Here is a 23,288-nt window from a genome sequence, read left to right as displayed (position 1 = left end):
AAAGCCATTCACGTTATTATTTTGTCCATATACGCAGATCGAGGTTAAGGTCTTCCACTATGTCGATAGCGGCCCTGAGGTCCTCATAGTATTCTTTTACCGGGGCGAATTCCAATATGGTCCGGAACAGCCTCGGTTCAAACAGCCCACGGGCATAGGATATGCCGATAAAGATCTTGTCGTCCACAAAAGAAATCCGCATCTCTTTGCCTGTTTTTTTCCTGTACTCGACTATTCTTTTCATCAAGCTCGTGGAAAGGATATATCTGGCCTCTATGTCGTCTTCGCAGTAGACAACGAACTCTTTTTCGAATTCCGGGTCCTCCATCCGGGCAAGTTTTCCTCTCCCCCGCGGTATGGACTGCAAAAACGTACCGATATGGCCCAACACTCGCTCCGCGGTATCCGGCAGAACGAACGTTCTCCCCTTGAAATGCTTGTTGAAATCGCCAACGAAGAACATCCCTTTGAAAATAGTATTATATTCCGTCCCTCCTCTGCGGTTCCTGGTCTTGCTTTCGGCATGCACTTCAGAGAAACGCACCTTGGTAAGCCCAATCCTTCCTTCCACCAGGTCGTCACCCTCATATCTGTCCGGGGCCGTGGTAAATAAGCCGCTCTGGCAGAATATGTCCCTGTTTATATGGCGGTTCTTATGATAAGAAAGGTCGGGTTCGACAAAATGTATAAGTCTTTCTATTACAAGATGTTTGAAGCGACAGACATATTTCGATAAAACCAGCTTCAACCAGGCGCCCCACAATACACTTGCCACTAACGGAAAGGCTATGAACGCTCTTGGATCTACCGGTTCACCTTCGGATAAAACCTCTTTCAGGCACAAAGCTTCAAGAACAACCACCGCAACGGCGAGGATCAGTCCGACTATCGCGGCTTTTCTCGCTACTTTTATTCTTTCTTTCTCAAGGCCGACAAGATCATTAAGAAGCGTCGTATAATAGAAACCTTCTACCTCTCCTATAGTCTTCATATTGTCCGTTCACTTGTTTCCGGCACGCTATTTCCCGAACATCTCTTTTACGTTCGGGGCGCCCCTTTCCTCTTCGGGTATAAAGAACACCTGTTTTCTCCTGAACCCCATCATGCCGGCCAGGATATTCGTGGGGAACATTTCCACTCCGTTGTTATAATCGGTGACAGCGGCGTTATAAGCCCGTCTTGCCGCGGATACCTGTTCTTCGACCTCGTTCATCGCCTTCTGGAGCTCCAGGAAGTTCTGGCTGGCCTTGAGTTGCGGGTAGTTCTCTACCGCTACCATGATGCCACCGAGAACTTTTGACATTTTATTGTCCAGGTCTATCTTTTCGTCGTTACTTAGTCCGGAAGCCAGGGCGCGGGTTCTCAGCGCGGTCACCTCCTCAAGGGTCCCTTTTTCGTGTTGCATGTACGCCTGTACGGTCGCTACGAGGTTCGGGATGAGGTCATATCTTTTCTTTAAGAGCGCGTCTATGCTCCCGAATACGTTATCGACCTGGTTCTTCCTGGCCACAAGGGAATTATACATGAACACCGGGACGAGCAAAACGATAACGAGGGCTATGATCGCGGCCATTTTTCCTCCTTGAGTTCTTTTTTCGGGATTATCCCTTTTCCGAATAATATGTTTCTATTGCGGTATCGAGCTTTTCCCGTTCTTCTGTAGTTATTTCCGTAAAGACCGCCGCTACAAAATACCATTTGGAATAGCTCAGCTGGTCCACCCTCAAAACCCTGCCGATACAGTTTACGGGGGAAGTGAAAAGCGGGAAAGATATCTGAAGATATACGAGTGCCCCGGGATTCACCGGGTTCTTGCTTTTGAACCTGATCCCACCGGCCCCGACATCGTGGGCCCCGATTATATCTGTCCCACAGAAAGCATTTGCCTGGCCTTCGGGAGTAAGGGATTTAAAGTCCACATGAAAAGGGCCCTGCACCCTTTTATATTTTCTTCTTTCCGGTCCTTTATACATATATCGTATCCCTCACAAAATTGTTACGGCCGGGGGCCCGCCTTATATATTTATTCTATTGTTATTATACCCTTGCCTGGCAGGAAATGCCAAATTTTATATGCAAAGTGCTGTTTAGAGGAAAAAGACCCCCGGGTCTTTTCCCCGGGGGTCTTTTTTTATTCCTTCGAAGCCGTGAACGAAAGTATCACGGCGAAGAAGAATGGCGAGGCGGACGGGGTCTACTTCGCCTTTATCAAAAACATATTATACGGCTTCGTAGAACCTTTTTCTACCATTGCTGGCTTATATCGTCGTGCCTGCTTGATAAGTCTTTTCTTGAGAAAAGCGTTTCCGGACCCGGATTTCAAATACTTCTCGAAGGTTTCCGCAAGTTCTTTATCCGAGAAGATTATGTGCGTTTCGACCTTCCACGGAGCATATCGTTTAGTATATCCTGCTTTCGCTTTATTATGTTCTTTTAGTCTTCTTTCCAGGTCATCAGTAAGGCCTATATAATATCTCTGCGGTTGTTGCTTGCTTACAAGTATATAAACGATACTCATAGGTACGGGGAAATGGTTGTTATTAAGCCGCGGGTTTATCCCGCGGCTTAATTCTCTCTTCCTACAAAGCCGCGTGCTGTCGCATCGCGCTCAGGAAGAATCGTCTATTCCTTCGAAGCCGTGAACGAAAGTATCACGGCGAAGAAGAATGGCGAGGCGGACGGGGTCTACTTCGCCTTTATCAAAAACATATTATACGGCTTCGTAGAACCTTTTTCTACCATTGCTGGCTTATATCGTCGTGCCTGCTTGATAAGTCTTTTCTTGAGAAAAGCGTTTCCGGACCCGGATTTCAAATACTTCTCGAAGGTTTCCGCAAGTTCTTTATCCGAGAAGATTATGTGCGTTTCGACCTTCCACGGAGCATATCGTTTAGTATATCCTGCTTTCGCTTTATTATGTTCTTTTAGTCTTCTTTCCAGGTCATCAGTAAGGCCTATATAATATCTCTGCGGTTGTTGCTTGCTTACAAGTATATAAACGATACTCATAGGTACGGGGAAATGGTTGTTATTAAGCCGCGGGTTTATCCCGCGGCTTAATTCTCTCTTCCTACAAAGCCGCGTGCTGTCGCATCGCGCTCAGGAAGAATCGTCTATTCCTTCGAAGCCGTGAACGAAAGTATCACGGCGAAGAAGAATGGCGAGGCGGACGGGGTTCGAACCCGCGACCTTCGGATCGACAGTCCGATGCTCTATCCAACTGAGCTACCGCCCCACTATGGTTTTTTGCGGTATATTTATATCATATCTTGTCCGGCCAGTCAATCTCTCTCCGCCCGGACAGACCCACAGATCTTTAAATGGTGGGCGCGATAGGATTCGAACCTATGACATCTTCCTTGTAAGGGAAGCGCTCTAAACCAGCTGAGCTACGCGCCCGTTTCCGGAGTGCATATTATATATGAGAGCTTTCCGGTGGTCAAGTGCCTATTCCACGGTAACGGACTTCGCCAGGTTCCTGGGCTGGTCTATATCGTATCCGAACTCATCTGCCACATGGTACGCTAAAAGCTGCAGCGGTATCGCCACCAGTATAGGGGAGAATAGCTCGTCCACCCTGGGTATCTCTATAGTACAATTCGCCTTACATGTATGCGTAGCCTCATGTATGCCCATGCGCGGCCTATCGCACTTGAGCGTGCGGTCACCTTCGGACACTACGGCTATAACTATCCCGCCCCGGGCTTTTATCTCCTGTATGTTCGAAAGCATCTTGTCGTAAGTCTCTGATTCCGGAGCTATACATACTACCCATGGATTTTCATCGATCAAGGCGATCGGACCGTGCTTCATCTCGCCCGCGGGATACCCTTCCGCGCTTATATAAGATATTTCTTTCAGCTTCAGCGCCCCTTCCAGAGCATTTGGGTAATTTATGTTCCTTCCCAGATAGAGAAAACAGCTTTTATTGTTCCTAGCCAGGTAATACTGGTGGAACTCTTCGGCATAGGACGCGATCACGTTCTTTTCGCTCTTGTACGCCTTTAACATGCGTTCTGCCGCGGATGGAAGTCTTTTCAATTCCTTAAGATAGTGCTCCGCCTGTTCTTTCAGGGTACATTTTATATCCGCGAGATAATAAGTGAATAGGCACAGTGCCGCTATCTGCGCCGTATATGCTTTCGTGGAGGCGACCGCTATTTCCGGGCCCGCGTGCGTATATATCACCCCGTCCGCTTCGCGGGCTATGGAAGACCCCAGGACATTGCACACGGCCAGCACCTTTGACCCGCGGTTCCTGGCTTCCCGGAGCGCCGCTAAAGTATCGGCGGTCTCCCCGGACTGTGAGATGACTATAACAAGCGTATCTTTATCTACAAGCGGGTTGCGATAACGGAATTCGCTCGATGTATCCACCCATACGGGAACTCGCGCTATTTTTTCGATCATGTATTTCCCGGTAAGGCCGGCGTGATACGCCGTGCCGCAAGCTATGATGGCTATATTCTTTATCTCCGCGAGGGTCTTTTTCTCTATTTTCAGTTCCGCGAACTCGACCTCGTTGCCCCTGATCCGTTCTTTGAGGATATTGTTAAGTACCGTAGGTTGTTCGAATATCTCTTTCAGCATGAAATGCCTGTATCCGCCTTTTTCCGCCTGCGAGATATCCCATTCTATGGTGGTCACGTCTTTGTCCAGCACGCTGCCATTGTTATTGTAGAACGTAGCTTTGTCCCGGAAAAGGTCAACGGCTTCATCATTATCAAGATACACGACCCTTTTTGTCCGCTCCAGTATGGCCGGGATGTCGCTTGCCACGAAGTTCTCCCCGTTTCCCAGCCCCACTATCAGCGGGCTGTCCCGTCGCGCCCCGATCACCCTGCCCGGTTCCCCTTTATGGACTACCGCCAGGGCAAATGATCCTTTCAGCTCATTCATGCCTTCAATGACCGCCTGGCACAGGTCCCCTTTGTACTTTTCCGCGATGAGATGGGCTATGACCTCGCTATCCGTATCTGACCTGAAGACATATCCTTTTTTTATCAGTTTTTCTTTCAATTCCTGGTAATTCTCGATGATCCCGTTATGAACGACGGCGATCTGCGTTTTATCGTCTATGTGGGGATGCGCGTTGACGTCGTTAGGGACACCATGCGTTGCCCAGCGGGTATGTCCGACCCCGGTAACGCCAAAAAGGGGGTCTCTGGACAACTCTTCCCTGAGGACGGACAGTTTTCCCTTTTTCTTCCTTACGAGCAGCTCGCCGTCCTTAAGTATGGCGACCCCGGCGGAGTCATATCCCCTGTATTCTAGACGGGATAGGCCGTTTATCAGGATCTCGGCCGCTTCTCCCTTTCCCGTATACCCTATTATCCCACACATATATCCACCTTAAAGTCCCCGGAATTTGTCCATGAGGTTCATGATATCATTACGCGCGCACCTGCCGACAAGAGCCGCCATATAGATAAGTATGGAGAATTGCCAGCATTCTTCCGGCCCCAGAATAAGGGCCACGTTCACGTTCTCCTGGCGCTCTAATTGGCGCTTATATTTCTCGGCTGTCTTGGCGAGCGATCTTTCTTCAAGGTCGAGCTTTTCTATGCTGTTGTTGTACTTGAGGGAGGGGAACCGTATCCCCCTCATCATAAAGAACATCTGCATGGCTCCCTGTTCTATTTCCAGCTCCTCTTCAATGTTGAACCCATCGAACTGCGGCAGGTCCTCCGGGAGAAGGATCAGGGGTTTTTCTATTATGACCTTCCCCTTCCTGACCACGGTGTTCCCCGGGTTCACGCTGGATTCCCCCAGGAATATGTAGGGCACCTTCGTCGTCCGGAACGTCGGCAGGGACTTGACCCTCCCCCGGACGACTTCTGTCTTTTCCTGCGCCTTTTCCCACAGCTGTTCTATATCCATCTTATATCCTTTTTCCTTCCCTCTGGACCAGTATATAACATTTAGCGGGTAGAGCATAGCACAAAACCCTCTCGCTATACGCTACCCGCTCTTTATTTTTTGGTATCCCCAAGGGGATTCGAACCCCTGTTGCCAGAATGAAAATCTGGAGTCCTGACCGGGCTAGACGATGGGGACACCGGTCTTTCTTTTTCTTCCCGCAGGGTTTTCGCCCTCTTGCGGGAGGAGTTATTTTACATAATCCCTTTTATATTTTCAACTTCTTTTTTTAAGCCGTCCTTCCGGCTCCAAAAAGCGGGTCATTCTTCTGCCGGCCCTGTCTCGCCGTCCTCTACGACTCCCTCTTCTTCCTCCTTGGCGACCACGCTCGCGACCGAGGTCAACCTGTCCCCCTTGTTAAGGCCTATAACATGAACGCCTTGCGTGGACCGGCCTATTTTGCTTATCCCGCATACGGACACCCTTACCACCATCCCGTTCTTCGAGATAAGCATTATCTCGTTCTCGTCTTTTACGGATTTAACCCCTACTACCGCGCCGTTCTTCTCAACTATCTTCATGTTTATTACACCGCTTCCACCTCTTGACTGGAGGCGATATTCCTCGAAGTCCGTTCTTTTGCCGAACCCCTTCTCCGTGACGGTAAGTAGAGATCCCCGTGGATCCGCCTTTACCATCCCTACGACCCGGTCCTTTTTGCCCAGGCTTATCCCCTTCACTCCCTGCGCTCCACGTCCCATGGACCGGATATCCTTTTCCATGAACCTGATGGCTTTACCTCCGACCGTGGCGATACAGATCTCATCTTCGCCAGTCGTGAGTTCGGCCCCTATCAATTTGTCCGCGTCCTCAAGCGTGATAGCGATTATCCCGCCTTTACGCGGATTGCTGAACGCTGTAAGGTCCGTTTTCTTTATCTTCCCTTTTTCGGTCGCCATGACCACGAACTGTCCTTCCTTGAACTCCCGGACAGGCACAACGGCCGTTAGTTTTTCGTTCTGGGAAAGCCCCAGCATGTTAACAATGGGACGTCCTTTGGTCCTTTTTCCCGCTTGCGGTATTTCGTGGACCTTTAGCCAGTGTAATTTCCCTTCGCTGGTGAAAGCCAGGAGATAGTCATGTGTCGACGCGACGAACAAGTGCTCGATGAAATCCTCTTCCCTTGTTTCCGCGCCGGTAACGCCTTTTCCCCCGCGGTTCTGCCGCCGGTAAGCGCTTACCGGGAACCTTTTTATGTATCCCGCGTAGCTGAGGGTAATGACCATGTCCTCTTCGGCGATCAAGTCTTCTATGTCTATGTCTTCCGCCGCCGCGGTTATTTCCGTTCTTCTTTTGTCCCCGAACTTATCTTTTAGTTCGGAGAGTTCTTCTTTTATTATCTTCAACACCTTCTTTTCGCTGGCCAGTATCCCCTGGAGATTCTCTATGAGCTTTAGTATCTCGAGATATTCCTGGTTTATCTTCTCGGTCTCAAGGCTGGTGAGCTGCTGCAGCCTCATGGCGAGAATGGCAAGCGATTGTCTCTCCGATAACCCGAATTTATGCATTAACCCTATTTTGGCCTCTTCCGGGTCCTTTGATTTTTTTATCAGCTTAATGATCTCATCCAGGTTCTTTATGGCTATTTTGAGCCCTTCCAGTATATGCGCCCGGTTCTCGGCCTTCTCCAGGTCGAACCTTGTCCTTCGGATAATGACCTCTTTCCTGTGCCTTACGAACTCCTCCAATATCTCCTTGAGGTTCAACACCCTCGGCTGCCCGTCCACTATGGCCAGCATTATTATGCCGAAAGATTCCTGCATCTGTGTGTGCTTATAAAGCTGGTTCATGACGACCTCGGCGCTGGCGCCCCGCCGGATGTCGACCACTATCCTCATGCCGTCACGGTCCGATTCATCCCTTATGTCGGATATGCCGTCTATTTTCTTGTTCTTCACAAGGTCCGCCATGGCCGTTATGAGCCTGGTCTTGTTCACCTGGTACGGGATCTCTGTGACCACGATACTCTCTCGGCCTTGTTTTTTCTGTTCTATATGCGCCTTGGCGTGAAGCCTGATGGATCCCCTGCCGGTCTTATACGCTTTCCTTATGCCGTCGCGGCCGCATATCATGGCCCCTGTCGGAAAATCCGGTCCGGTCACGAATTTCATCAAGTCCTCGATCTTGCATTCCGGGGTATCTACGAGAAAACAGATGGCGTCAACTATCTCCGAGAGGTTATGTGGCGGGATGTTCGTCGCCATGCCGACCGCGATCCCGCTCGACCCGTTCACAAGAAGGTTCGGAAGTATCGCGGGAAGGACTTCCGGTTCCTTGAGGGAACCGTCGAAGTTGGGCCTCCAGCCTACCGTTTCCTTCTCAAGATCCTTTATCATCCATTCGGATATCTGCTGCGTACGTGCTTCTGTATACCTCATAGCGGCGGCACAATCCCCATCAACCGACCCGAAGTTCCCCTGGCCGTCCACAAGCGGGTACCTGAGAGAGAAGTCCTGGACCATCCGGACAAGCGCGTCGTACACGGCGGAATCCCCGTGCGGATGGTATTTACCAAGCACTTCACCGACTATCCTGGCGCTTTTTTTATATGGCTTGTTGTACACTATGCCCATGTCCTTCATGGCGTACAGTATCCTGCGATGCACAGGCTTCAGCCCGTCCCTTACGTCCGGGAGGGCCCTTCCCACGATCACGCTCATGGCGTAATTGATGTAGGAATCCTTCATCTCGTCTTCTATCTGTATCGGTATTATCTTCTCGTTTCTTGTATACATATCCCCCTCTTCTCCAAATATATTCTGTCTTTAGTTCCCCGGAAAAACTATATGTCCAGGTTCTTAACGTCTTTCGCGTGCTCGATTATGAACTCTCTTCTCGATTCGACATCATCCCCCATGAGAACAGCGAACATCCTGTCCGCTTCCGACGCGTCCTCAAGGGTCACCATCTGCAAAGTCCTTCTTTCCGGATCCATGGTGGTCTCCCACAGCTGTTCGGGATTCATTTCTCCAAGACCTTTGTATCTCTGTATGGTCATGCCGCTTTCACCGGTCTTCAGGACGTGGTCCAGAAGTCCTTTGAGAGAGAATATCTCCTCCCCCTCGTTTATGGTGAAAATGGGTTTTATCTGTTTCTTTTTCTGTTCTTCCGCTTTTTTGCCTATGTACACTTCGCCTTCTTTTGGTTTTTCCCTTTCATAGTCGGCAATATCCAGGTCGAATTTTTCCAGTTCTTTGGCGATCTTTTCTATCTCTCTCGCCTCATATAATTCCTGCACGTTAAGTTTGTTCGCCCCCGTGTCCTCTTCCGCCCCGTCCTCATCTATGGTCATTTCTCTGTCCCCGACCTTTGCCTTTATCGCCGCCAGCTCGTCATCTGTATATAAGTATTTTTCCTCTCCCTCCACTTTTACCTTGTAAATGGGCAGTTTTTTGGTTTTTTCGTCTCGCAGGCTTAGGTATTTGCTGATTTTTGCTCCACGTCTCCCAATGGCTCTCGTGAGTTTCTCCAGTTTGACCATTATCTCCAACAGGTCCTTGATCTTCGCCGGGGTAAGGTCTTTCTTGTCGTTGACCGTCGAGACTTTCAATCCCTCTGTGCCTTGTTCCAGCAAAAATTCCTTCATTTCCGTTTCCGTGCTTATATATTGTTCCTTTTTCCCTCTTTTCACCCGATACAGCGGCGGCTGGGCGATATACACATGCTCCTTTTCTATAAGCGCCTTCATCTGGCGGAAACAGAAAGTCAGTATAAGCGTCCTGATATGGGACCCGTCAACGTCGGCATCGCACATGATTATTATTTTCCCATATCGTATCTTGGTAACGTCGAAATCGTCCCCGATGCCGGCACCGATAGCGGTAATGATCGTCCTTATCTCGTTGTTGCTCAACATCTGGTTTATTCGCGCTTTTTCCACGTTCAGTATCTTTCCCCTGAGCGGCAGGATAGCCTGGAACCTCCTGTCCCGTCCCTGTTTCGCGGACCCACCCGCGGAATCCCCTTCGACCACATAGAGTTCCGTGAGCATCGCGTCGCGTTCCGAACAATCCGCCAGTTTCCCCGGCAAAGACCCGCTTTCAAGCGCCCCTTTTCTCCTGGTCAGTTCCCGCGCTTTTTTCGCGGCCATTCTGGCCCTGCTGGCTGTAAGTATTTTTTTCGCGATGGCGGATCCTACCGCCGGGTTCTCTTCCAGGAACGCCCCCAGCATATCATTGACCGTGGATTCGACAATTCCCTCCACCTCCGAGTTCCCCAGCTTGGTCTTTGTCTGCCCTTCGAACTGCGGATTTGGTATTTTCACGTTTATGACCGCCGTGATCCCTTCCCGGGTATCATCCCCGGAAATATCCTCGTCTTTCATGAGGCCCCTGGACTTGCTGTATTGTTTTATGGTCCGGGTGAGCGCGGACTTGAATCCAGTAAGATGCGTCCCTCCCTCGATGGTGTTGATATTGTTCACATAGCTGTATATCGTTTCGGCATACCCGTCATTATATTGCATCGCTATTTCTATTACGATGTTGTCTTTTTCTTTTTCGAAGTATATTATTTTCTTATGAAGGGGGGCTTTGTTCTTGCTCATCGTTTCAACAAAAGAAACAATGCCTCCCTTGTAAAAGAACTCGGCTTCTTTTTCCGTTCTTTCGTCCTTTAGCGTTATAAAGACCCCCCTATTGAGGAACGCGAGCTCCCTCATCCTGGCCGCCAGGGTATCATAGCTGAATATGTTCGTTTCCGAGAATATTTTCTCACATGGACGGAACGTTACCGCGGTCCCGGTCTTTTTGCTTTTCCCGATGACCTTCAGCTTTGATTTCGGTACTCCATATCCATATTCCTGGTGATATATGTTCCCGTCCCTTTTTATCTCAACGCTGAGCCACTCCGCCAAAGCGTTGACCACGCTGACACCTACACCGTGAAGCCCGCCTGACACCTTATACACCCTGTGGTCGAACTTACCTCCCGCGTGCAGCGTGGTAAGCACCACCTCAAGGGCCGGTTTTTTCATTTTCTCGTGTATATCCACGGGAATGCCGCGCCCGTTATCTTTTATCGTGATGCTTTCATCCGCGTGGATTATCACATCTATGCGGTCGCAGTATCCTCCCATCACTTCGTCTATGGAATTGTCCACCACCTCGTAGACAAGATGGTGAAGCCCTCTTTTCCCCACATCCCCTATATACATGGCGGGTCTTTTGCGGACAGCTTCAAGCCCTTCCAGTACTTGTATGGTCGTCGCGTCGTATTTCTCGGATGCCGTTTTTTGTGTTTCTTCTGCTTTTTCTTTTGTTCTTACCATTTGTTCTCCTCCGTATATTTTACATATCCAGCTTCCCGACCCTGAATCGTATGTCCTTTGCCTTGATCCTTCCGGTGTATTCCTTATTAAATCCCGCCAGTGTCTGTTTTTTTTCCATAGTAAGGCTATAAAGCCACGGCGAGTCCTTTACTATCACCACTAGTGTTCCTTTTTTCATGTCCACAGGCCTTGCCACGGCCGCCTTTTTTTCCCCAACGGCTTTTACCCAAGCTTCGTGTATGGCTTTGGCTTTTTTCGAGCTTCCTGTCTGCCACTTTTTTATCAGTCCGTCGATAATACCGGAAACATGTCTGGTCCTGTCGTATACCATGGGTCTTATATCATGCTGTTAGCTGCATCGGCAGCACAACATAAATATATTCTTCCCCTTTCCTTACCACGCCCGGTTTATTCGCTTCCTGTATCTCGAAATCTATCTCTTCATCGCTCAAGCTTTTCAGGACATCTATTAAATATCTTGGGTTGAACCCTATTTCGATCTCGTCGTTCCCCTCATAATCTATATTTATCTCTTCTTTTGCCTCTCCAAGATACGGTGTGTTCTTTGATATGGTCAGCTTGTTCTTCTTTATATTGAGTTTTATCGCCATGGATTCCTGGTCCGTGAATATACTGGCTCTTCTCGCGGCTTGCAGGAATTCCTCTCTTTGTACCTTCATCACACAATCGAGTTTATCAGGGATAACGTTCTTATAGTTCGGGTATTCCCCTTCAATAAGACGCGAGAGGACAAAGCTGTTCGGGAAAGCGAACAGGATCTGGTTCTCGCTGAACTTTATGGTCACATCCCCTTCATCTGAAAGCATCCTCTTTATTTCCTGGACCGTTTTAGCCGGTATTATAACATCTCTTTCTATTAGTGTTTTGTGTCCCAGGCTCTTTCTCACTACGGCAAGCCTTCTTCCGTCCGTTGCGGCGATAGTTATCTTCTCTCCTTTTATACCGAAAAGCACACCGTTCAGAACGAATCGAGTGTCGTCCCGGCTGACCGCGAAATCGGTAAGGTTGAATATATCCCTGAGCTCTCCCTGTCCTATATTAATAGAGTCCTTGTCTTCGAATGTTGGCAGCTGGGGGAACTCTTCCTTTGGTAATCCTATGATCTTGAACTGGGCTCTCCCGCTTTTTATGGTAACGAAATTATTCTTTTTCATGGATAGGGATATCTCGCTTCCATCGGGTAGGGCCTTGATTATATCGAAGAACTTCCTGGCCGGGACCGTGATCGCGCCCGCCACTTCCGTTTCTACTGGTACGGACGCGCAGATACCGATATCGAGGTCGGTAGCTGTAAGCTTTAAGGTATTGCCTTCAGCTTCCAGAAGCACATTGCTTAATATAGGTAAACTGCTTTTTTGTGAAACAGCGTTTTGGACTGTCTGGATACCCTCAACAAGAGCTTCTTTTATTATCTTTACTTCCATATTATGGTCCCCCTTACTGTCTTGTATATTAAATAGCTCTTCTTCTCTGTACTATAGTTCTTTAAAAGATAATAGCCGTAATGTTAGTAAGTGCTGTGGATAAGTGGATAACAATATAAAACACTTTAAATGAACAACTTAACAAAATTAACACCTGTTAATAAAAAGCACCCTAAAACAACACCCATATATAAAACTTATCCACACCTTATCAACAACTAATGTTTTAATATGCTTATAAGTTTATTGATGTCACTTCTTGTTCTTTCGTTCGAATCGAGTTCTTTGTTTATCTTATCACACGCGTGAAGGACCGTTGTATGGTCCCTTCCTCCAAAAAACCCGCCGATATCCGGCAGAGAATAATCCGTAAGGTTCCTGGAAAGATACATCGCGATCTGTCTTGGGTAAGCGATGGCTCTTGTCCTTTTTTTTGTTTTCATATCGGTCTCTTTTATATTGAAATATTCGGAGACGGACCTTTGGATATTGTCTATGGTCACCTTTTTATCGCTCGAAGATATCATTCCCTTGAGCACTTCTTTCGCGAGTTGTACGCTTATTTCGTTCCCGGTAAGTTTAGCGTAAGCCACGACCCTTATCAAGGCCCCTTCCATTTCCCGTATGTTCGTTTTTATATGTTCCGCGAGAAAATACAGGACCTCTTTCGGCACTTTTATCGCGGCGTTCTCGCTCTTTTTTTCTATTATCGCTATCCGTGTTTCAAAGTCGGGCGCCTGTATGTCCGCTATCAAGCCCCACGCGAAACGGGAGACCAACCGTTCTTCCAGGTCCTGTATCTCCTGCGGAGAACGATCGCTACACACAACTATTTGTTTGTGCGCGTCGTGAAGCGCGTTGAACGTATGGAAGAACTCCTCCTGCGTTGATTCTTTCCCCGCGATGAACTGTATGTCATCCACGAGAAGCACGTCCACAGTGCGATACATGGCGCGGAACTTCTGTGTGGTCTTTTTTCTTATAGCGTCGATCAGTTGGTTAGTGAACTCTTCGCTCGACAGATATTGCACATGCGCTTTAGCGTGGCGCTTAAGTACTTCTTGTCCTATCGCCTGCATTAAATGGGTCTTGCCAAGGCCAACTCCTCCATAAAGGAAAAGAGGATTATAGACTTTCGAGAGTTTCTCGCATATAGCGAGAGAAGCCGCGTGCGCGAACCGGTTATTGCCCCCAACAACGAAATTATCAAAAGAGTAATGAGGATTAAGCCCTACTTCCTGTAGCCTGGTTTCGGAAAAGTTCTTTTGTTGTCCGAACATGGTCTTCAGCCAGCCGCCGGAAGCTTCTTTGATATGCGAGTCCGGTGTCGTGGGGTTCTTTGTTTCCGGGCCAGCCGCCGGCTCCGGGACAACGGCAGCTTCCACTATCTTGAAGTTCACGGACAATATCTTCCCGGACACCTGGTGGACGGCCGCCTTGATAAGGCTTATGTATTTTTCCCTGATCCAATTCTCGAAGAATTTGTTCGGGACCCCGAGAGTTATCGACGAATCATCACAGGAGACCTCAGATATAGGAAGGAACCAGGCAGAAAAAACCTGTTCATTTATCTCGGACCGCAGTGATTCTAAAGCTTTTTTCCAGAGATTTTCCATTGTCGATGAGGACTATAAGTTATTCACAGGAACAGGTAAATCCACACAAAACATCAACCGGATATTAACAAGTTATCCACAGACAATACACATTAAAATACCCGGAGGAACACTTGCAGATAATTATATACGCTGATAAAAAGTAATGCAAGGTTTTTTTAGCCATAAAAACCATTTCAATAACAGGCGACAACAGCGGAGATACTTTCCCTTGACTTAGAAGATAGGTATGTTATAATCTTAAATCTTATAATGGGGTAAAAATACATAGTGATAAAGAAAATAACAAGGAGAGAAAGTGAAAAAGACCCTTAAGAACAAATCTAATCTCAAAAGGAAGAGAAAACACGGGTTCAGGGCCCGTTCCAGCTCAAGCAAGGGAAAAGATGTATTGAGGCGCCGCAGGAGCCGAGGCAAAAAAGTCCTTTCCGCGTGATGGTAAAAAAGATAACGCATATTCGTAGATCAAGGGAGTTCATAGAGGTTTTTGATGCCGGAAAGAGGGAAAAAGGAAGCGGAGTAACAGTATATTTCCTTGAAACCCCCGCCGAAAAAGGCTTTTCCGTAGGGGTAACGATCCCGAAGAAGGTCATTCCACTGGCGGTGGACCGGAATCGCATAAGAAGAGTGATATACGCCTGTTTTAGCGACCCCGGGGAAAAGAAAGGCATGAGCGTAAAAGTCGTTGTGAAAGTTACAATGGCAGAAGAATACGCGAGCAACAGGAAAAGATCCCAAAAAATAAAAGAGGAATTAAAGCGCCTCTTGAAAAAAACGGGAATATTATGCTAAAAAGAGCGATCATAAGCAGCATAAAAGGATACCAAAAATACATAAGCCCTTATATTGGAAGAAGTTGTAGGTTTTATCCATCTTGTTCGGAATATGCTGTCCAAGCTTATGAAAAATATGGCATTTTTTCTGGCACCGGCAAAGCTATCTGGCGCATATTACGATGTAACCCATATAGCCGGGGGGGATATGACCCCGTACAAAAAGAAAAGCACGATAAATAAAGGATTTATATGGAAAAAAGACTGATATTAGCGATATCATTATCTTTGTTGGCTCTTCTGGGCTTTCAGATGTTCATGGGTAAGGGCGCGAAAACGGAGGTAACGACCGCGGTCACCAGGCCGGTCTCTCCGGTAGAACAGATAAAGCAATTCATAGCGCAAAAAGAAGCTGATATCAACGAGAAAGAAGAGAGCAAGATCATAGAAACCGAATGTTTCAGCATTACGTTTTCTGATAAAGGCGGTAATATAAAGGAGTTATATCTCAAAGATCCCGGGACAACGAACAAGTCGCAATTGTTCAGCGCGGAAAATAACGCAGACGCGTTGTTCGCGCTAAAAAGTGAACAAGCGCCAGGAGCGGAAAACAAGAAATATAAAGGGACTGGCGACAAGAACCTCATCGAATATGTTTATACGCTCGGTGGGGACATTGAGATCACGAAGAAATATATGCTAAGTACCGATAGCAATTACATAAGAGTACTTTTCCTCGCCAAAAACCTTTCCCAGGCGGAAAAGACTTTTTCCTATTCGATGACAGGCCCGAGCGAGTTGATAGGTACGGACAAGATCAGCGGCCGACAATTTTTACAAGCGGACAGTTATGTCAATGATGAGCCCTGGAAGACAAAACCCCCGAAAAAAGCCATAGAAAAAGAAGGCGTTATAAACCTGGTATCCTTAAAGAACAGGTACTTCGCTTTTGTTCTAAAGCCTGAAATGGAAAACTTTTCCGGGAAATTACTTTTGGAAAAAGCAGGACAGGATAACATAAAGACCACCATAACGACCGCTGAAATGATAATCCCGGCAGGCGGGACGATAGGACAGGAATATCTTTTTTATGCCGGGCCATTGGAAGAAAAACGGATGGCATTACTTGGCGAGGATATAGGACAGTTGGTTGATTATGGTATCTTTGGTTGGTTGAGCAAGGCCCTTCTGGGCACATTAAGAGCGTTCCACAAGGTGACAAGGAATTGGGGCGTAGCGATAATCTTCCTTACGATCGTGGTAAATCTTATTCTGTTCCCGCTTACAAGAAAAAGTTTCGTTTCTATGCAACAGATGAAAAAGATCCAGCCGCATATACAAAAACTCAAAGACACCCATAAAGATGATCCACAGCGTCTCAACAAAGAGATAATGGAACTATACCGTGAATCCAAGGTCAATCCTTTTGGTGGATGTCTACCATTGCTTTTACAAATGCCTATATTTATAGCGCTTTATCAAGGACTTATGAGATCGGTCGAGCTCAGGGGCGCCCATTTTCTCTGGGTAAAAGACCTTGCTAAGCCGGACGCGGTAAGCCTGCCTTTCTCCCTGCCGGTCATAGGGGCGGCTATCAATATATTGCCCCTTTTAATGATCGTGGTGATGATCGTACAGCAAAAAGTAGCACAAAGTTCTTCCGCCGAAGGAATGACAGAAGAACAGCTTCAACAACAGCGCACCATGATGTTCATGATGCCCGTAGTATTCGGGTTCCTTTTCTATAACATGCCTTCCGGGCTGGTCCTTTACTGGTTAACGAATTCTATTCTTATGGCCATAGAGCATGGTGTTATGGGACGCAGCTTGAGCAAGGGATAACTAGTATGAAAAAAAACATAACGCAAATAGAGGTTGAGGACGTGACAGTCGAAAAGGCGATAAGAAAAGCCTTGAAAACCCTGAATGCCAAAGAGCAGGAAGTTTCTGTGAAGGTGCTGAAGGAAGGGCATAAAGGGCTTTTTGGCATGAAAGGCGCCGAGCACGCGAAGATCCGGGTCACGGTGATCCCCAAAACAAAAGTCAACACCTGATACGCTTCCCCTTTTTTTATTCAACATGTTTCCACGTGGAAACGAAGATTGCCACAGTTTCCACGTGGAAACTAACAAGAAACAACAAAAACTTGACTTCTCTCCCCCGCTATGCTATATTTTTATAACAGACTAACCAACCCCAAACAGCAAAAACGTGAAAAAAATAGCATTTTGTAATCAAAAAGGCGGAGTTGCTAAAACAACATCAGCCTTAAATGTAGCTACCTATCTTGCCCTCCTGGGCAAAAAAACATTACTTATAGACCTCGATCCCCAGGCGAATGCTACAAGCGGGATCGGTATAGACAAAGCAACCATTGAAAAAAGTATATATAATGTTCTTCACGAACATATCCGCCTGGAAGAAGCCATCCACAATACGGATATTGATAATTTATTCGTGATACCATCGAATATCAATCTAACAGGAGCTGAGGTTGAACTTGTCAACGTCATGGGGCGTGAATACAGATTAAAGAAGGCCTTGCAGGATATGCCCCAGCAAATGGACTTTGTGATCATGGACTGCCCACCCTCTCTTGGTCTTTTAACAATAAACGGCCTGACAGCGGCGACCTCTATTATAATTCCTATACAATGCGAATATTACGCGCTTGAAGGCCTTAGCCAGCTAATGCAAACCATAAAGCTGATCAAGGACAACCTGAATGATAAGCTATATATTGAAGGCGTATTGATGACCCTAGCCGATTTCAGGACCAATCTCACAAAAGAAGTCATAGATGAAGTAAAAAAATATTTCGGCGAAAAAGTTTACAAGACAATAATACCCAGAACTATAAAACTGACAGAAGCACCTGGTTTTGGGAAACCCATAGCTTTATATGCCCCGACTTCTCCTGGAGCGGAAAAATATGAAAATGTCGCGAAAGAGATACTGGGGATACCGATAGAAGAAGATATTATAGAAAAAGAAGTTATGGTAAATTCGGAGGATGGTAATGGAGAAACGATTGGGTAAAGGCCTTAGTGCCTTGATATCAGAGGATATAAGTAGCGCAAGGGGCAAAGTTGAGCAAGTACGAATAAGCGAAGTTTCCCCTAATCCGTTCCAGCCGCGTAAGCGTTTTAATGAGAATGCCTTAGGAGAGCTGATTAATTCCATTCGGGAAAAGGGGGTTATACAGCCGATATTAGTCCGACAAAAAGAAAGCGGATATGAGCTTGTAGCGGGAGAAAGAAGGTTGCGTGCGGCTCAGGCCCTGGGGGTCGAAGAAATACCCGCGATAATCAGAACGGACATAGATGACGCTAATAGCCTGGAGATATCGCTTATCGAGAACATACAACGAGAAGAACTGAATCCCGTAGAAGAAGCCCGGGCATACCAAGAACTTATAAACAAATTCGCGTACACTCTGGAAAAGGTCGGGCAGATGATGGGGAAGGATAAGTCCACTATTTCAAACAGTTTACGTATTTTAGCGCTTGGCGACAAGATCCTGGGTCTTATTGAGGATGGGAAGTTGAGCCAGGGACACGCGAAAACGGTCTTATCTATTGAAAGTACGCATCGCAGGGAATATGTGGCGGATATGATCGTCAAAAAAGGGATGTCGGTAAGAGAGGCGGAACATTATATCCGGCGGACCGAAGAGCCGAAAAAAAGGCCTTCCAGATTGAAGGATCCGAATGTGCTCAGCGTAGAGGAACAATTGAAGCACAAGTATGGGACAAAAGTGACCATTTTCCAGGGGAAGAAAAGAGGGAAGATAGAGATACAATATTTTTCCCAGGAGGACTTGAACCGGATAATCGGGATGCTCATATAACGGGATGGAAGGGAACAACGGGAAAAGCTCCGGCAGCAGCCGGGGCTTTTTTATTTCGAATATGATTTAATTTCCGGGCAAAAGCATATATAATTATAACTGTTATATAGTGCGGCGGTCTTTTTCGCGACATGGTCTTCCTGGGAGACAAAATGAATGGAAAAATGTACAACATAATGCTGGTGGACGATGACAGCTCTTTTACCGAGGAGCTGGCGGAAACACTTGAGGAATATAATGTTCTGGAAGTAAACAGCGCGGAAAAAGCCCTGGAACTATTGAAGCGGTCGAATCTTGTTGATGTTGTTGTTCTTGATGTCGTGCTTCCCGGGGTGCGGGGCACAAAAGCGCTCGCGAAAATAAGGAAGGTCACCCCGGAGATAGGCATAATCATACTCACGGGGCATAGCACAAAAGATATCGCGATCGAAGCGCTTAAGGGAGGGGCTGACGATTATATTGAAAAGCCGGTCGATGTGTTGCGGCTCAAAGAAAGTATCTGGACGCTTCTAGCGCGACAAAGGAACCGGGATGTGGCGCAAAAGGGCGTTGGAGGCAAGCTGGAAAAGATAAAAAACCTTATCATGATGAATCCGCATCGCAAGATAAGCCTGGAAGACGCCGCTAAACATATAAACCTGTGCCCGAAATATCTAAGCAGGCTTTTCAAGGAAAAAACGGGGCACGGTTTTAGCGATTTCAAAATAGCCGTAAGAACGGAAAGAGGGAAAAAACTTTTACATGAGACAGCTCTTAGCATAGAAGCGATATCTGAGAGACTGGGGTACCAGAACGCTGAATCGTTCATAAGGATATTCAGGAAAAAGACAGGCAGGACGCCCGCGGAATTCCGGGGGGCGCGGTCCTCCGGGAAAAAGAAGAAGAACACAAGACGGTCCGGGAAAAGCGGATATACCAAGAAATGAAAAACACGAAAAAAACAAGAGACCCCCAGGCCAGGTTCCCAGAAGAGAATCCGAACCCGGTATTACGGGTAACCTGGGAAGGAAAGGTACTGTACGCCAATAAGGCAAGCGGAACGCTTCTCCGGGAATGGGGGGCGCGTACGGGAAAAGCCTTGCCGAAGGAGTGGACGGAACGTATTTCCACGGTCATAAACGGTAACCGTATAAAAAGAACGGAGATATTCCACAAGAACAGTATATTCTCTCTTTCCATAGTGCCTATAAAAGGAGAAAAGTGCGCCAATATATACGGCATGGATATAACAGGGCTGAAAAGAGCCGAAATATCAGCCCGCAAAAGCGAGGAAAGGCTGCAGGTAGTGGCCTGCGCGACCAATGACGCTATTTGGGACTGGGACCTGGAAAAGGGGACGGTCTGGTGGAACCAGGCCGTGAGCGGCCTTTTCGGGTACTCTCGCGGGGAAATAAGAAAAAAACACGCGTGGAAGCTAGGGAAGATACACCTTAAGGACAGGGAAAGGATAAAGAACAGCCTGGATAAGGCCATAAAGGGGAAAGGCGCCATATGGACCGGGGAATACCGGTTCAAATGTTCTAATGGAACATATAAACACATACTTGATAGGGGCTTTATAATGCGCGACATAGCGGACATGCCTGTGCGCATGATAGGGTCCATGATGGATATTACGGAACAAAAGAAAGCAGAAGCCCTGCAGAAAAGGGACAAAGAAGAGATAGAAAAGATCATAAGGCTTCGCACCCGTGAATTGATCTTCGCCCAGAAAGAACTTGCCAGGAAACGAAGGCTATCGGATATCGGAGCGCTTGCGGCTACAGTAGCCCATGAATTGCGCAATCCCCTGGGAGTGATAAAAGTAGCCACGTACAATATCAAAAGGAAGAACAAGGATGGGGAGCTCGATAAACACTTATTTAACCTGGAAAGACACATTGACGAGAGTGAGCTCTTTATCAAGAACCTTTTGAGCTATACCCGTATAAGGGTCCCGGACTACCAGAAAACCGATATCCGGCAGCTGATCAAAGAATGCGCGGAGACATGCGGAAAAACACATCCGGACACAAAAGTAAAGCTTATCCTGGTGCCGTTGTCTGATGATAACCGCATGATAGAGATGGATATAGGGCATTTCCGGGAGATATTGACGAATTTACTTAATAACGCCTATCAGGCGATAGGACCCGAACGGGGGAGCATTGAGATAAGGACCTCGGTCGTTTCAAAAAAGGGCAAAAAACACTACAGGATAAGCGTGTCGGATAATGGGTGCGGCATAGACAGGGAGGACATCAAGAAAGTCTTCCAACCTTTCTTTTCCCTTAAACCACAAGGGACCGGACTAGGACTTGCTATCTGTGCCGAGCTTATCGCTATGCATAACGGGGTGATAAGCATAAAAAGCGAGAAGAAACAGGGAACAACAGTTACTTTCACCCTCCCCGCGGAGAGACCCGCCAGCAAGTATCCCAATATGCCAAAAAGTAGAAAAAAGTCAACAAAAAGTGGACCCAGGCCGTAGAAAAAAACAGCTGAATATGGGACAATCAGACTGTTCTTCCCCGCATCCGGGAGCTTGACCCGCGGGGATCTACATCTTTCACGATATCCGGGAAAAGGAAATGACGAAAAAAAAGAAAATACTTTTGATCGATGATCAGGATCTTTTGCGCCAGGAACTAAAGTCCGCCCTTGAGCATGAAGGGTACGACGTAACGGATGTAGCCTCCGCCGGGGAGGCCCTCCTGAAGATCCGGGACACAAAATACGACGTGATATGCACGGACCTTGTCTTGAAAGAAGGATCCGGGCTGGACGTCCTGCGCGAAGCAAAGAAACCCGAGATCGGGACGGAAGTCATAATCTTCACGGGCTCCGCGTCGCTGGAAAGCTCCATATCGGCGCTTAACCGGGGAGCCTTCGCCTACATCACCAAACCTTTCAGCATAGAAGAGCTGGTCTCGTCGATAGAAGAGGCCGTGTGCGCCAAAAAAGAAAGAAAGAACAAGAGCGGCGTGTTGAAAAAACTCATAGAAGAGAACATGACGGATGAGCTTACGGGGCTGTTCAACAGGCGGTACCTCAATAACATCTTACCCGCCGAAATGAAAAGATGCGCGAGAAGCGGTTCCGTAATGACCGTGGTCATGATGGACATAGACATGTTCAAGGCGGTCAACGATGTATACGGGCATACCGCCGGGGATGAGCTCCTGGAACAATTCGCGGATCTTCTTGAGGAGAGCTCCCGAAAAAGCGACATTCTTATAAGGCTGGGCGGCGATGAGTTCGTCGTGATCCTGCCGGACACCGGGAAACTGGGCGCGGAATCGTTCGCGGGGAAATTGCTCCTGCGGATAAAGGAAAAGACGTTCAAGTCCGGCAAGAACGAGCTGGAAGTCGGGCTTAGCCTGGGGATAGCCTGTTACGAGCCGACCGGGGACAAAAGAGCCGGGGAATATGGCGCTGATCTCCTGGAAAAGGCGGACCAGGCACTTATGGTAGCAAAAACCAAGGGCGGCAACGCCTATTCCATCCACAAGGAGAAAGAAAGGGCGGCTGGAGGAAAAAGGACCGGGGAGAACAGGAAACTCGAGACGTATAAAAGCAAGATCCGTGGCATGGTCAAAAGGAACGACGCCACTGTCTATGAACTGGTGTCCGAGATAGCCAGGAAGGTTGACAGGGCCAAGACCCCTGGCAAAGAGCAGGAGAAGAACGTGTTGGACCTGGCCGTAGCCATGGGGAAGAGTTACCGTTTTAACGACCAGCAGATAGATCATCTTAAAAAGGCCATGACGGTACGGGACATAGGGGAAACGATCCTTCCCCGCGCTATTCTTTGTAAAAAGGGCAAACTGGGGAAAAAGGAACGTGAGGAAATGGAAAAACACCCGGAGATCGCAGCGGAACTCCTGAAAGAGGCCCCACTTTTTAAGTCGATCATCCCGAGTGTGCGTTTTCATCACGAAAAGTTCGATGGCACGGGTTACTCGGCAGGACTTAAAGGCAAGGATATCCCCCTGGGGGCCAGGATAGTGGGGGTACTGGATACGTACGAAGCTCTTATATCGGGAAGGTGCTATCGGGAGGCGTACACGAAAGAACAAGCCATAAGCATCATCAAGGACGGGGCCGGGACCCAGTTCGATCCCGATATTGTGGATAAATTTATTTCTGTAGTAGGGGGGACACTGAAAGGCTGTACAAGGAGGAGGGGTAGATGAACAAGGGGATGATCGGGAAAATCTTTTTGACCGTTATGTTGCTCTTATGCGTTGGCACGGTCTGCATCGTGTGCGCGCAGAACATTCCGACAGGACAGGATGTGGGGTCGTTGGAGCGGGACTTCCAGCAAAGGAGGGCCCAGGACGCCATGACCAAAGCGCTGAAGACGAAAAAGACCGAACCCGACATTAAGGAGGAAAGCGGGGTCATACCCGAAGCGCCGGCAGGACCGGCAAAGGA

At 47.7% G+C, this 23,288-nt stretch carries 21 protein-coding genes, 3 tRNA genes and 2 pseudogenes; 11 read left to right on the top strand and 15 right to left on the bottom strand.

Features of this window, described 5'->3' with window-relative positions:
- Positions 1–16 precede the first annotated feature (16 nt).
- The 15 genes and pseudogenes from PHH49_07250 to dnaA all read right to left on the bottom strand — a co-directional run bounded on the left by PHH49_07250 (position 17) and on the right by dnaA (position 14,249).
- Positions 17–991: a DUF3137 domain-containing protein gene (locus PHH49_07250; protein ID MDD5488730.1), complete on the bottom strand. Its 975-nt coding sequence runs from the start codon at positions 989–991 to the stop codon at positions 17–19.
- Positions 992–1,018: 27 nt separating this feature from the next.
- Complete coding sequence (locus PHH49_07245; GenBank protein MDD5488729.1) at positions 1,019–1,573, bottom strand: LemA family protein; 555 nt, start codon at positions 1,571–1,573, stop codon at positions 1,019–1,021.
- A 28-nt stretch (positions 1,574–1,601) separates the two neighbouring features.
- Positions 1,602–1,973 carry a PilZ domain-containing protein gene (locus PHH49_07240; protein MDD5488728.1) on the bottom strand — a complete coding sequence of 124 codons (372 nt, stop codon included), beginning with the start codon at positions 1,971–1,973 and terminating at the stop codon, positions 1,602–1,604.
- A gap of 308 nt (positions 1,974–2,281) precedes the next feature.
- Positions 2,282–2,518: pseudogene (locus tag PHH49_07235) on the bottom strand (GIY-YIG nuclease family protein).
- A 254-nt stretch (positions 2,519–2,772) separates the two neighbouring features.
- A pseudogene (locus tag PHH49_07230) lies at positions 2,773–3,009 on the bottom strand (GIY-YIG nuclease family protein).
- Between the two features lie 149 nt (positions 3,010–3,158).
- Positions 3,159–3,235 (bottom strand) — tRNA-Asp (locus tag PHH49_07225).
- 86 nt (positions 3,236–3,321) lie between these two features.
- Positions 3,322–3,399 (bottom strand) — tRNA-Val (locus PHH49_07220).
- 48 nt (positions 3,400–3,447) lie between these two features.
- Entirely contained in the window at positions 3,448–5,343 is a 1,896-nt protein-coding gene (glmS, locus tag PHH49_07215; GenBank protein MDD5488727.1) for a glutamine--fructose-6-phosphate transaminase (isomerizing), read from the bottom strand.
- A gap of 9 nt (positions 5,344–5,352) precedes the next feature.
- Entirely contained in the window at positions 5,353–5,937 is a 585-nt protein-coding gene (locus PHH49_07210; protein MDD5488726.1) for a hypothetical protein, read from the bottom strand.
- A 43-nt stretch (positions 5,938–5,980) separates the two neighbouring features.
- A tRNA-Glu gene (locus PHH49_07205) sits at positions 5,981–6,057 on the bottom strand.
- 122 nt (positions 6,058–6,179) lie between these two features.
- Positions 6,180–8,654: a DNA gyrase subunit A gene (gene gyrA, locus PHH49_07200; protein MDD5488725.1), complete on the bottom strand. Its 2,475-nt coding sequence runs from the start codon at positions 8,652–8,654 to the stop codon at positions 6,180–6,182.
- A 47-nt stretch (positions 8,655–8,701) separates the two neighbouring features.
- Positions 8,702–11,188, bottom strand: a complete 2,487-nt coding sequence (gyrB, locus tag PHH49_07195; GenBank protein MDD5488724.1) for a DNA topoisomerase (ATP-hydrolyzing) subunit B — start codon at positions 11,186–11,188, stop codon at positions 8,702–8,704.
- A 19-nt stretch (positions 11,189–11,207) separates the two neighbouring features.
- Positions 11,208–11,519 (bottom strand): DUF721 domain-containing protein, encoded by a 312-nt coding sequence (locus PHH49_07190; protein ID MDD5488723.1) that lies wholly within the window; start codon positions 11,517–11,519, stop codon positions 11,208–11,210.
- Between the two features lie 10 nt (positions 11,520–11,529).
- Entirely contained in the window at positions 11,530–12,633 is a 1,104-nt protein-coding gene (gene dnaN / locus PHH49_07185; protein ID MDD5488722.1) for a DNA polymerase III subunit beta, read from the bottom strand.
- A gap of 218 nt (positions 12,634–12,851) precedes the next feature.
- The gene (dnaA, locus tag PHH49_07180; protein ID MDD5488721.1) at positions 12,852–14,249 is read right to left on the bottom strand and encodes a chromosomal replication initiator protein DnaA; all 1,398 of its coding nucleotides are present in this window, start codon (positions 14,247–14,249) and stop codon (positions 12,852–12,854) included.
- Between the two features lie 298 nt (positions 14,250–14,547).
- Between dnaA and rpmH the strand changes: the two genes are divergently transcribed.
- The 11 genes from rpmH to PHH49_07125 all read left to right on the top strand — a co-directional run.
- Positions 14,548–14,685 (top strand): 50S ribosomal protein L34, encoded by a 138-nt coding sequence (gene rpmH / locus PHH49_07175; protein MDD5488720.1) that lies wholly within the window; start codon positions 14,548–14,550, stop codon positions 14,683–14,685.
- Positions 14,685–15,041 carry a ribonuclease P protein component gene (gene rnpA / locus PHH49_07170; GenBank protein ID MDD5488719.1) on the top strand — a complete coding sequence of 119 codons (357 nt, stop codon included), beginning with the start codon at positions 14,685–14,687 and terminating at the stop codon, positions 15,039–15,041. The genes rpmH and rnpA overlap by 1 nt, the downstream gene beginning before the upstream one ends.
- Complete coding sequence (gene yidD / locus PHH49_07165; GenBank protein ID MDD5488718.1) at positions 15,035–15,265, top strand: membrane protein insertion efficiency factor YidD; 231 nt, start codon at positions 15,035–15,037, stop codon at positions 15,263–15,265. The genes rnpA and yidD overlap by 7 nt, the downstream gene beginning before the upstream one ends.
- Before the next feature lie 9 nt (positions 15,266–15,274).
- The gene (gene yidC / locus PHH49_07160; protein ID MDD5488717.1) at positions 15,275–16,864 is read left to right on the top strand and encodes a membrane protein insertase YidC; all 1,590 of its coding nucleotides are present in this window, start codon (positions 15,275–15,277) and stop codon (positions 16,862–16,864) included.
- Positions 16,865–16,869: 5 nt separating this feature from the next.
- The gene (locus PHH49_07155) at positions 16,870–17,076 is read left to right on the top strand and encodes a Jag N-terminal domain-containing protein (protein MDD5488716.1); all 207 of its coding nucleotides are present in this window, start codon (positions 16,870–16,872) and stop codon (positions 17,074–17,076) included.
- A gap of 157 nt (positions 17,077–17,233) precedes the next feature.
- Positions 17,234–18,061 (top strand): AAA family ATPase, encoded by an 828-nt coding sequence (locus tag PHH49_07150; GenBank protein MDD5488715.1) that lies wholly within the window; start codon positions 17,234–17,236, stop codon positions 18,059–18,061.
- Positions 18,042–18,872, top strand: coding sequence for a ParB/RepB/Spo0J family partition protein (locus PHH49_07145; GenBank protein ID MDD5488714.1), 831 nt, complete (start codon positions 18,042–18,044; stop codon positions 18,870–18,872). The genes PHH49_07150 and PHH49_07145 overlap by 20 nt, the downstream gene beginning before the upstream one ends.
- Before the next feature lie 152 nt (positions 18,873–19,024).
- A complete protein-coding gene (locus PHH49_07140; protein ID MDD5488713.1) occupies positions 19,025–19,798 on the top strand; it encodes a DNA-binding response regulator in 774 nt (257 codons plus the stop codon).
- On the top strand, positions 19,795–21,342 hold the full coding sequence (locus PHH49_07135) for an ATP-binding protein (GenBank protein MDD5488712.1): 1,548 nt from the start codon (positions 19,795–19,797) through the stop codon (positions 21,340–21,342). Before PHH49_07140 ends, PHH49_07135 begins: the two co-directional genes overlap by 4 nt.
- A gap of 100 nt (positions 21,343–21,442) precedes the next feature.
- Entirely contained in the window at positions 21,443–23,047 is a 1,605-nt protein-coding gene (locus tag PHH49_07130) for a diguanylate cyclase (GenBank protein MDD5488711.1), read from the top strand.
- Positions 23,044–23,288, top strand: a 245-nt coding sequence (locus PHH49_07125) for a hypothetical protein (GenBank protein MDD5488710.1), incomplete at its 3' end; no start/stop codon positions are given. The genes PHH49_07130 and PHH49_07125, both read left to right, overlap by 4 nt.

The organism is Candidatus Omnitrophota bacterium (genome assembly GCA_028715965.1).
Taxonomy (GTDB): domain Bacteria; phylum Omnitrophota; class Gorgyraeia; order Tantalellales; family Tantalellaceae; genus JAQUQS01.
This window is presented reverse-complemented; position numbering and strand designations above follow the sequence as displayed.

Coding starts and splice junctions, on each gene's coding strand:
- PHH49_07250 (MDD5488730.1), bottom strand. CDS start 991: ATGAAGACTATAGGAGAGGTAGAAGGTTTCTATTATACGACGCTTCTT.
- PHH49_07245 (MDD5488729.1), bottom strand. CDS start 1,573: ATGGCCGCGATCATAGCCCTCGTTATCGTTTTGCTCGTCCCGGTGTTC.
- PHH49_07240 (MDD5488728.1), bottom strand. CDS start 1,973: ATGTATAAAGGACCGGAAAGAAGAAAATATAAAAGGGTGCAGGGCCCT.
- glmS (MDD5488727.1), bottom strand. CDS start 5,343: ATGTGTGGGATAATAGGGTATACGGGAAAGGGAGAAGCGGCCGAGATC.
- PHH49_07210 (MDD5488726.1), bottom strand. CDS start 5,937: ATGCTCTACCCGCTAAATGTTATATACTGGTCCAGAGGGAAGGAAAAA.
- gyrA (MDD5488725.1), bottom strand. CDS start 8,654: ATGTATACAAGAAACGAGAAGATAATACCGATACAGATAGAAGACGAG.
- gyrB (MDD5488724.1), bottom strand. CDS start 11,188: ATGGTAAGAACAAAAGAAAAAGCAGAAGAAACACAAAAAACGGCATCC.
- PHH49_07190 (MDD5488723.1), bottom strand. CDS start 11,519: ATGGTATACGACAGGACCAGACATGTTTCCGGTATTATCGACGGACTG.
- dnaN (MDD5488722.1), bottom strand. CDS start 12,633: ATGGAAGTAAAGATAATAAAAGAAGCTCTTGTTGAGGGTATCCAGACA.
- dnaA (MDD5488721.1), bottom strand. CDS start 14,249: ATGGAAAATCTCTGGAAAAAAGCTTTAGAATCACTGCGGTCCGAGATA.
- rnpA (MDD5488719.1), top strand. CDS start 14,685: ATGGTAAAAAAGATAACGCATATTCGTAGATCAAGGGAGTTCATAGAG.
- yidD (MDD5488718.1), top strand. CDS start 15,035: ATGCTAAAAAGAGCGATCATAAGCAGCATAAAAGGATACCAAAAATAC.
- yidC (MDD5488717.1), top strand. CDS start 15,275: ATGGAAAAAAGACTGATATTAGCGATATCATTATCTTTGTTGGCTCTT.
- PHH49_07155 (MDD5488716.1), top strand. CDS start 16,870: ATGAAAAAAAACATAACGCAAATAGAGGTTGAGGACGTGACAGTCGAA.
- PHH49_07145 (MDD5488714.1), top strand. CDS start 18,042: ATGGAGAAACGATTGGGTAAAGGCCTTAGTGCCTTGATATCAGAGGAT.
- PHH49_07140 (MDD5488713.1), top strand. CDS start 19,025: ATGAATGGAAAAATGTACAACATAATGCTGGTGGACGATGACAGCTCT.
- PHH49_07135 (MDD5488712.1), top strand. CDS start 19,795: ATGAAAAACACGAAAAAAACAAGAGACCCCCAGGCCAGGTTCCCAGAA.
- PHH49_07130 (MDD5488711.1), top strand. CDS start 21,443: ATGACGAAAAAAAAGAAAATACTTTTGATCGATGATCAGGATCTTTTG.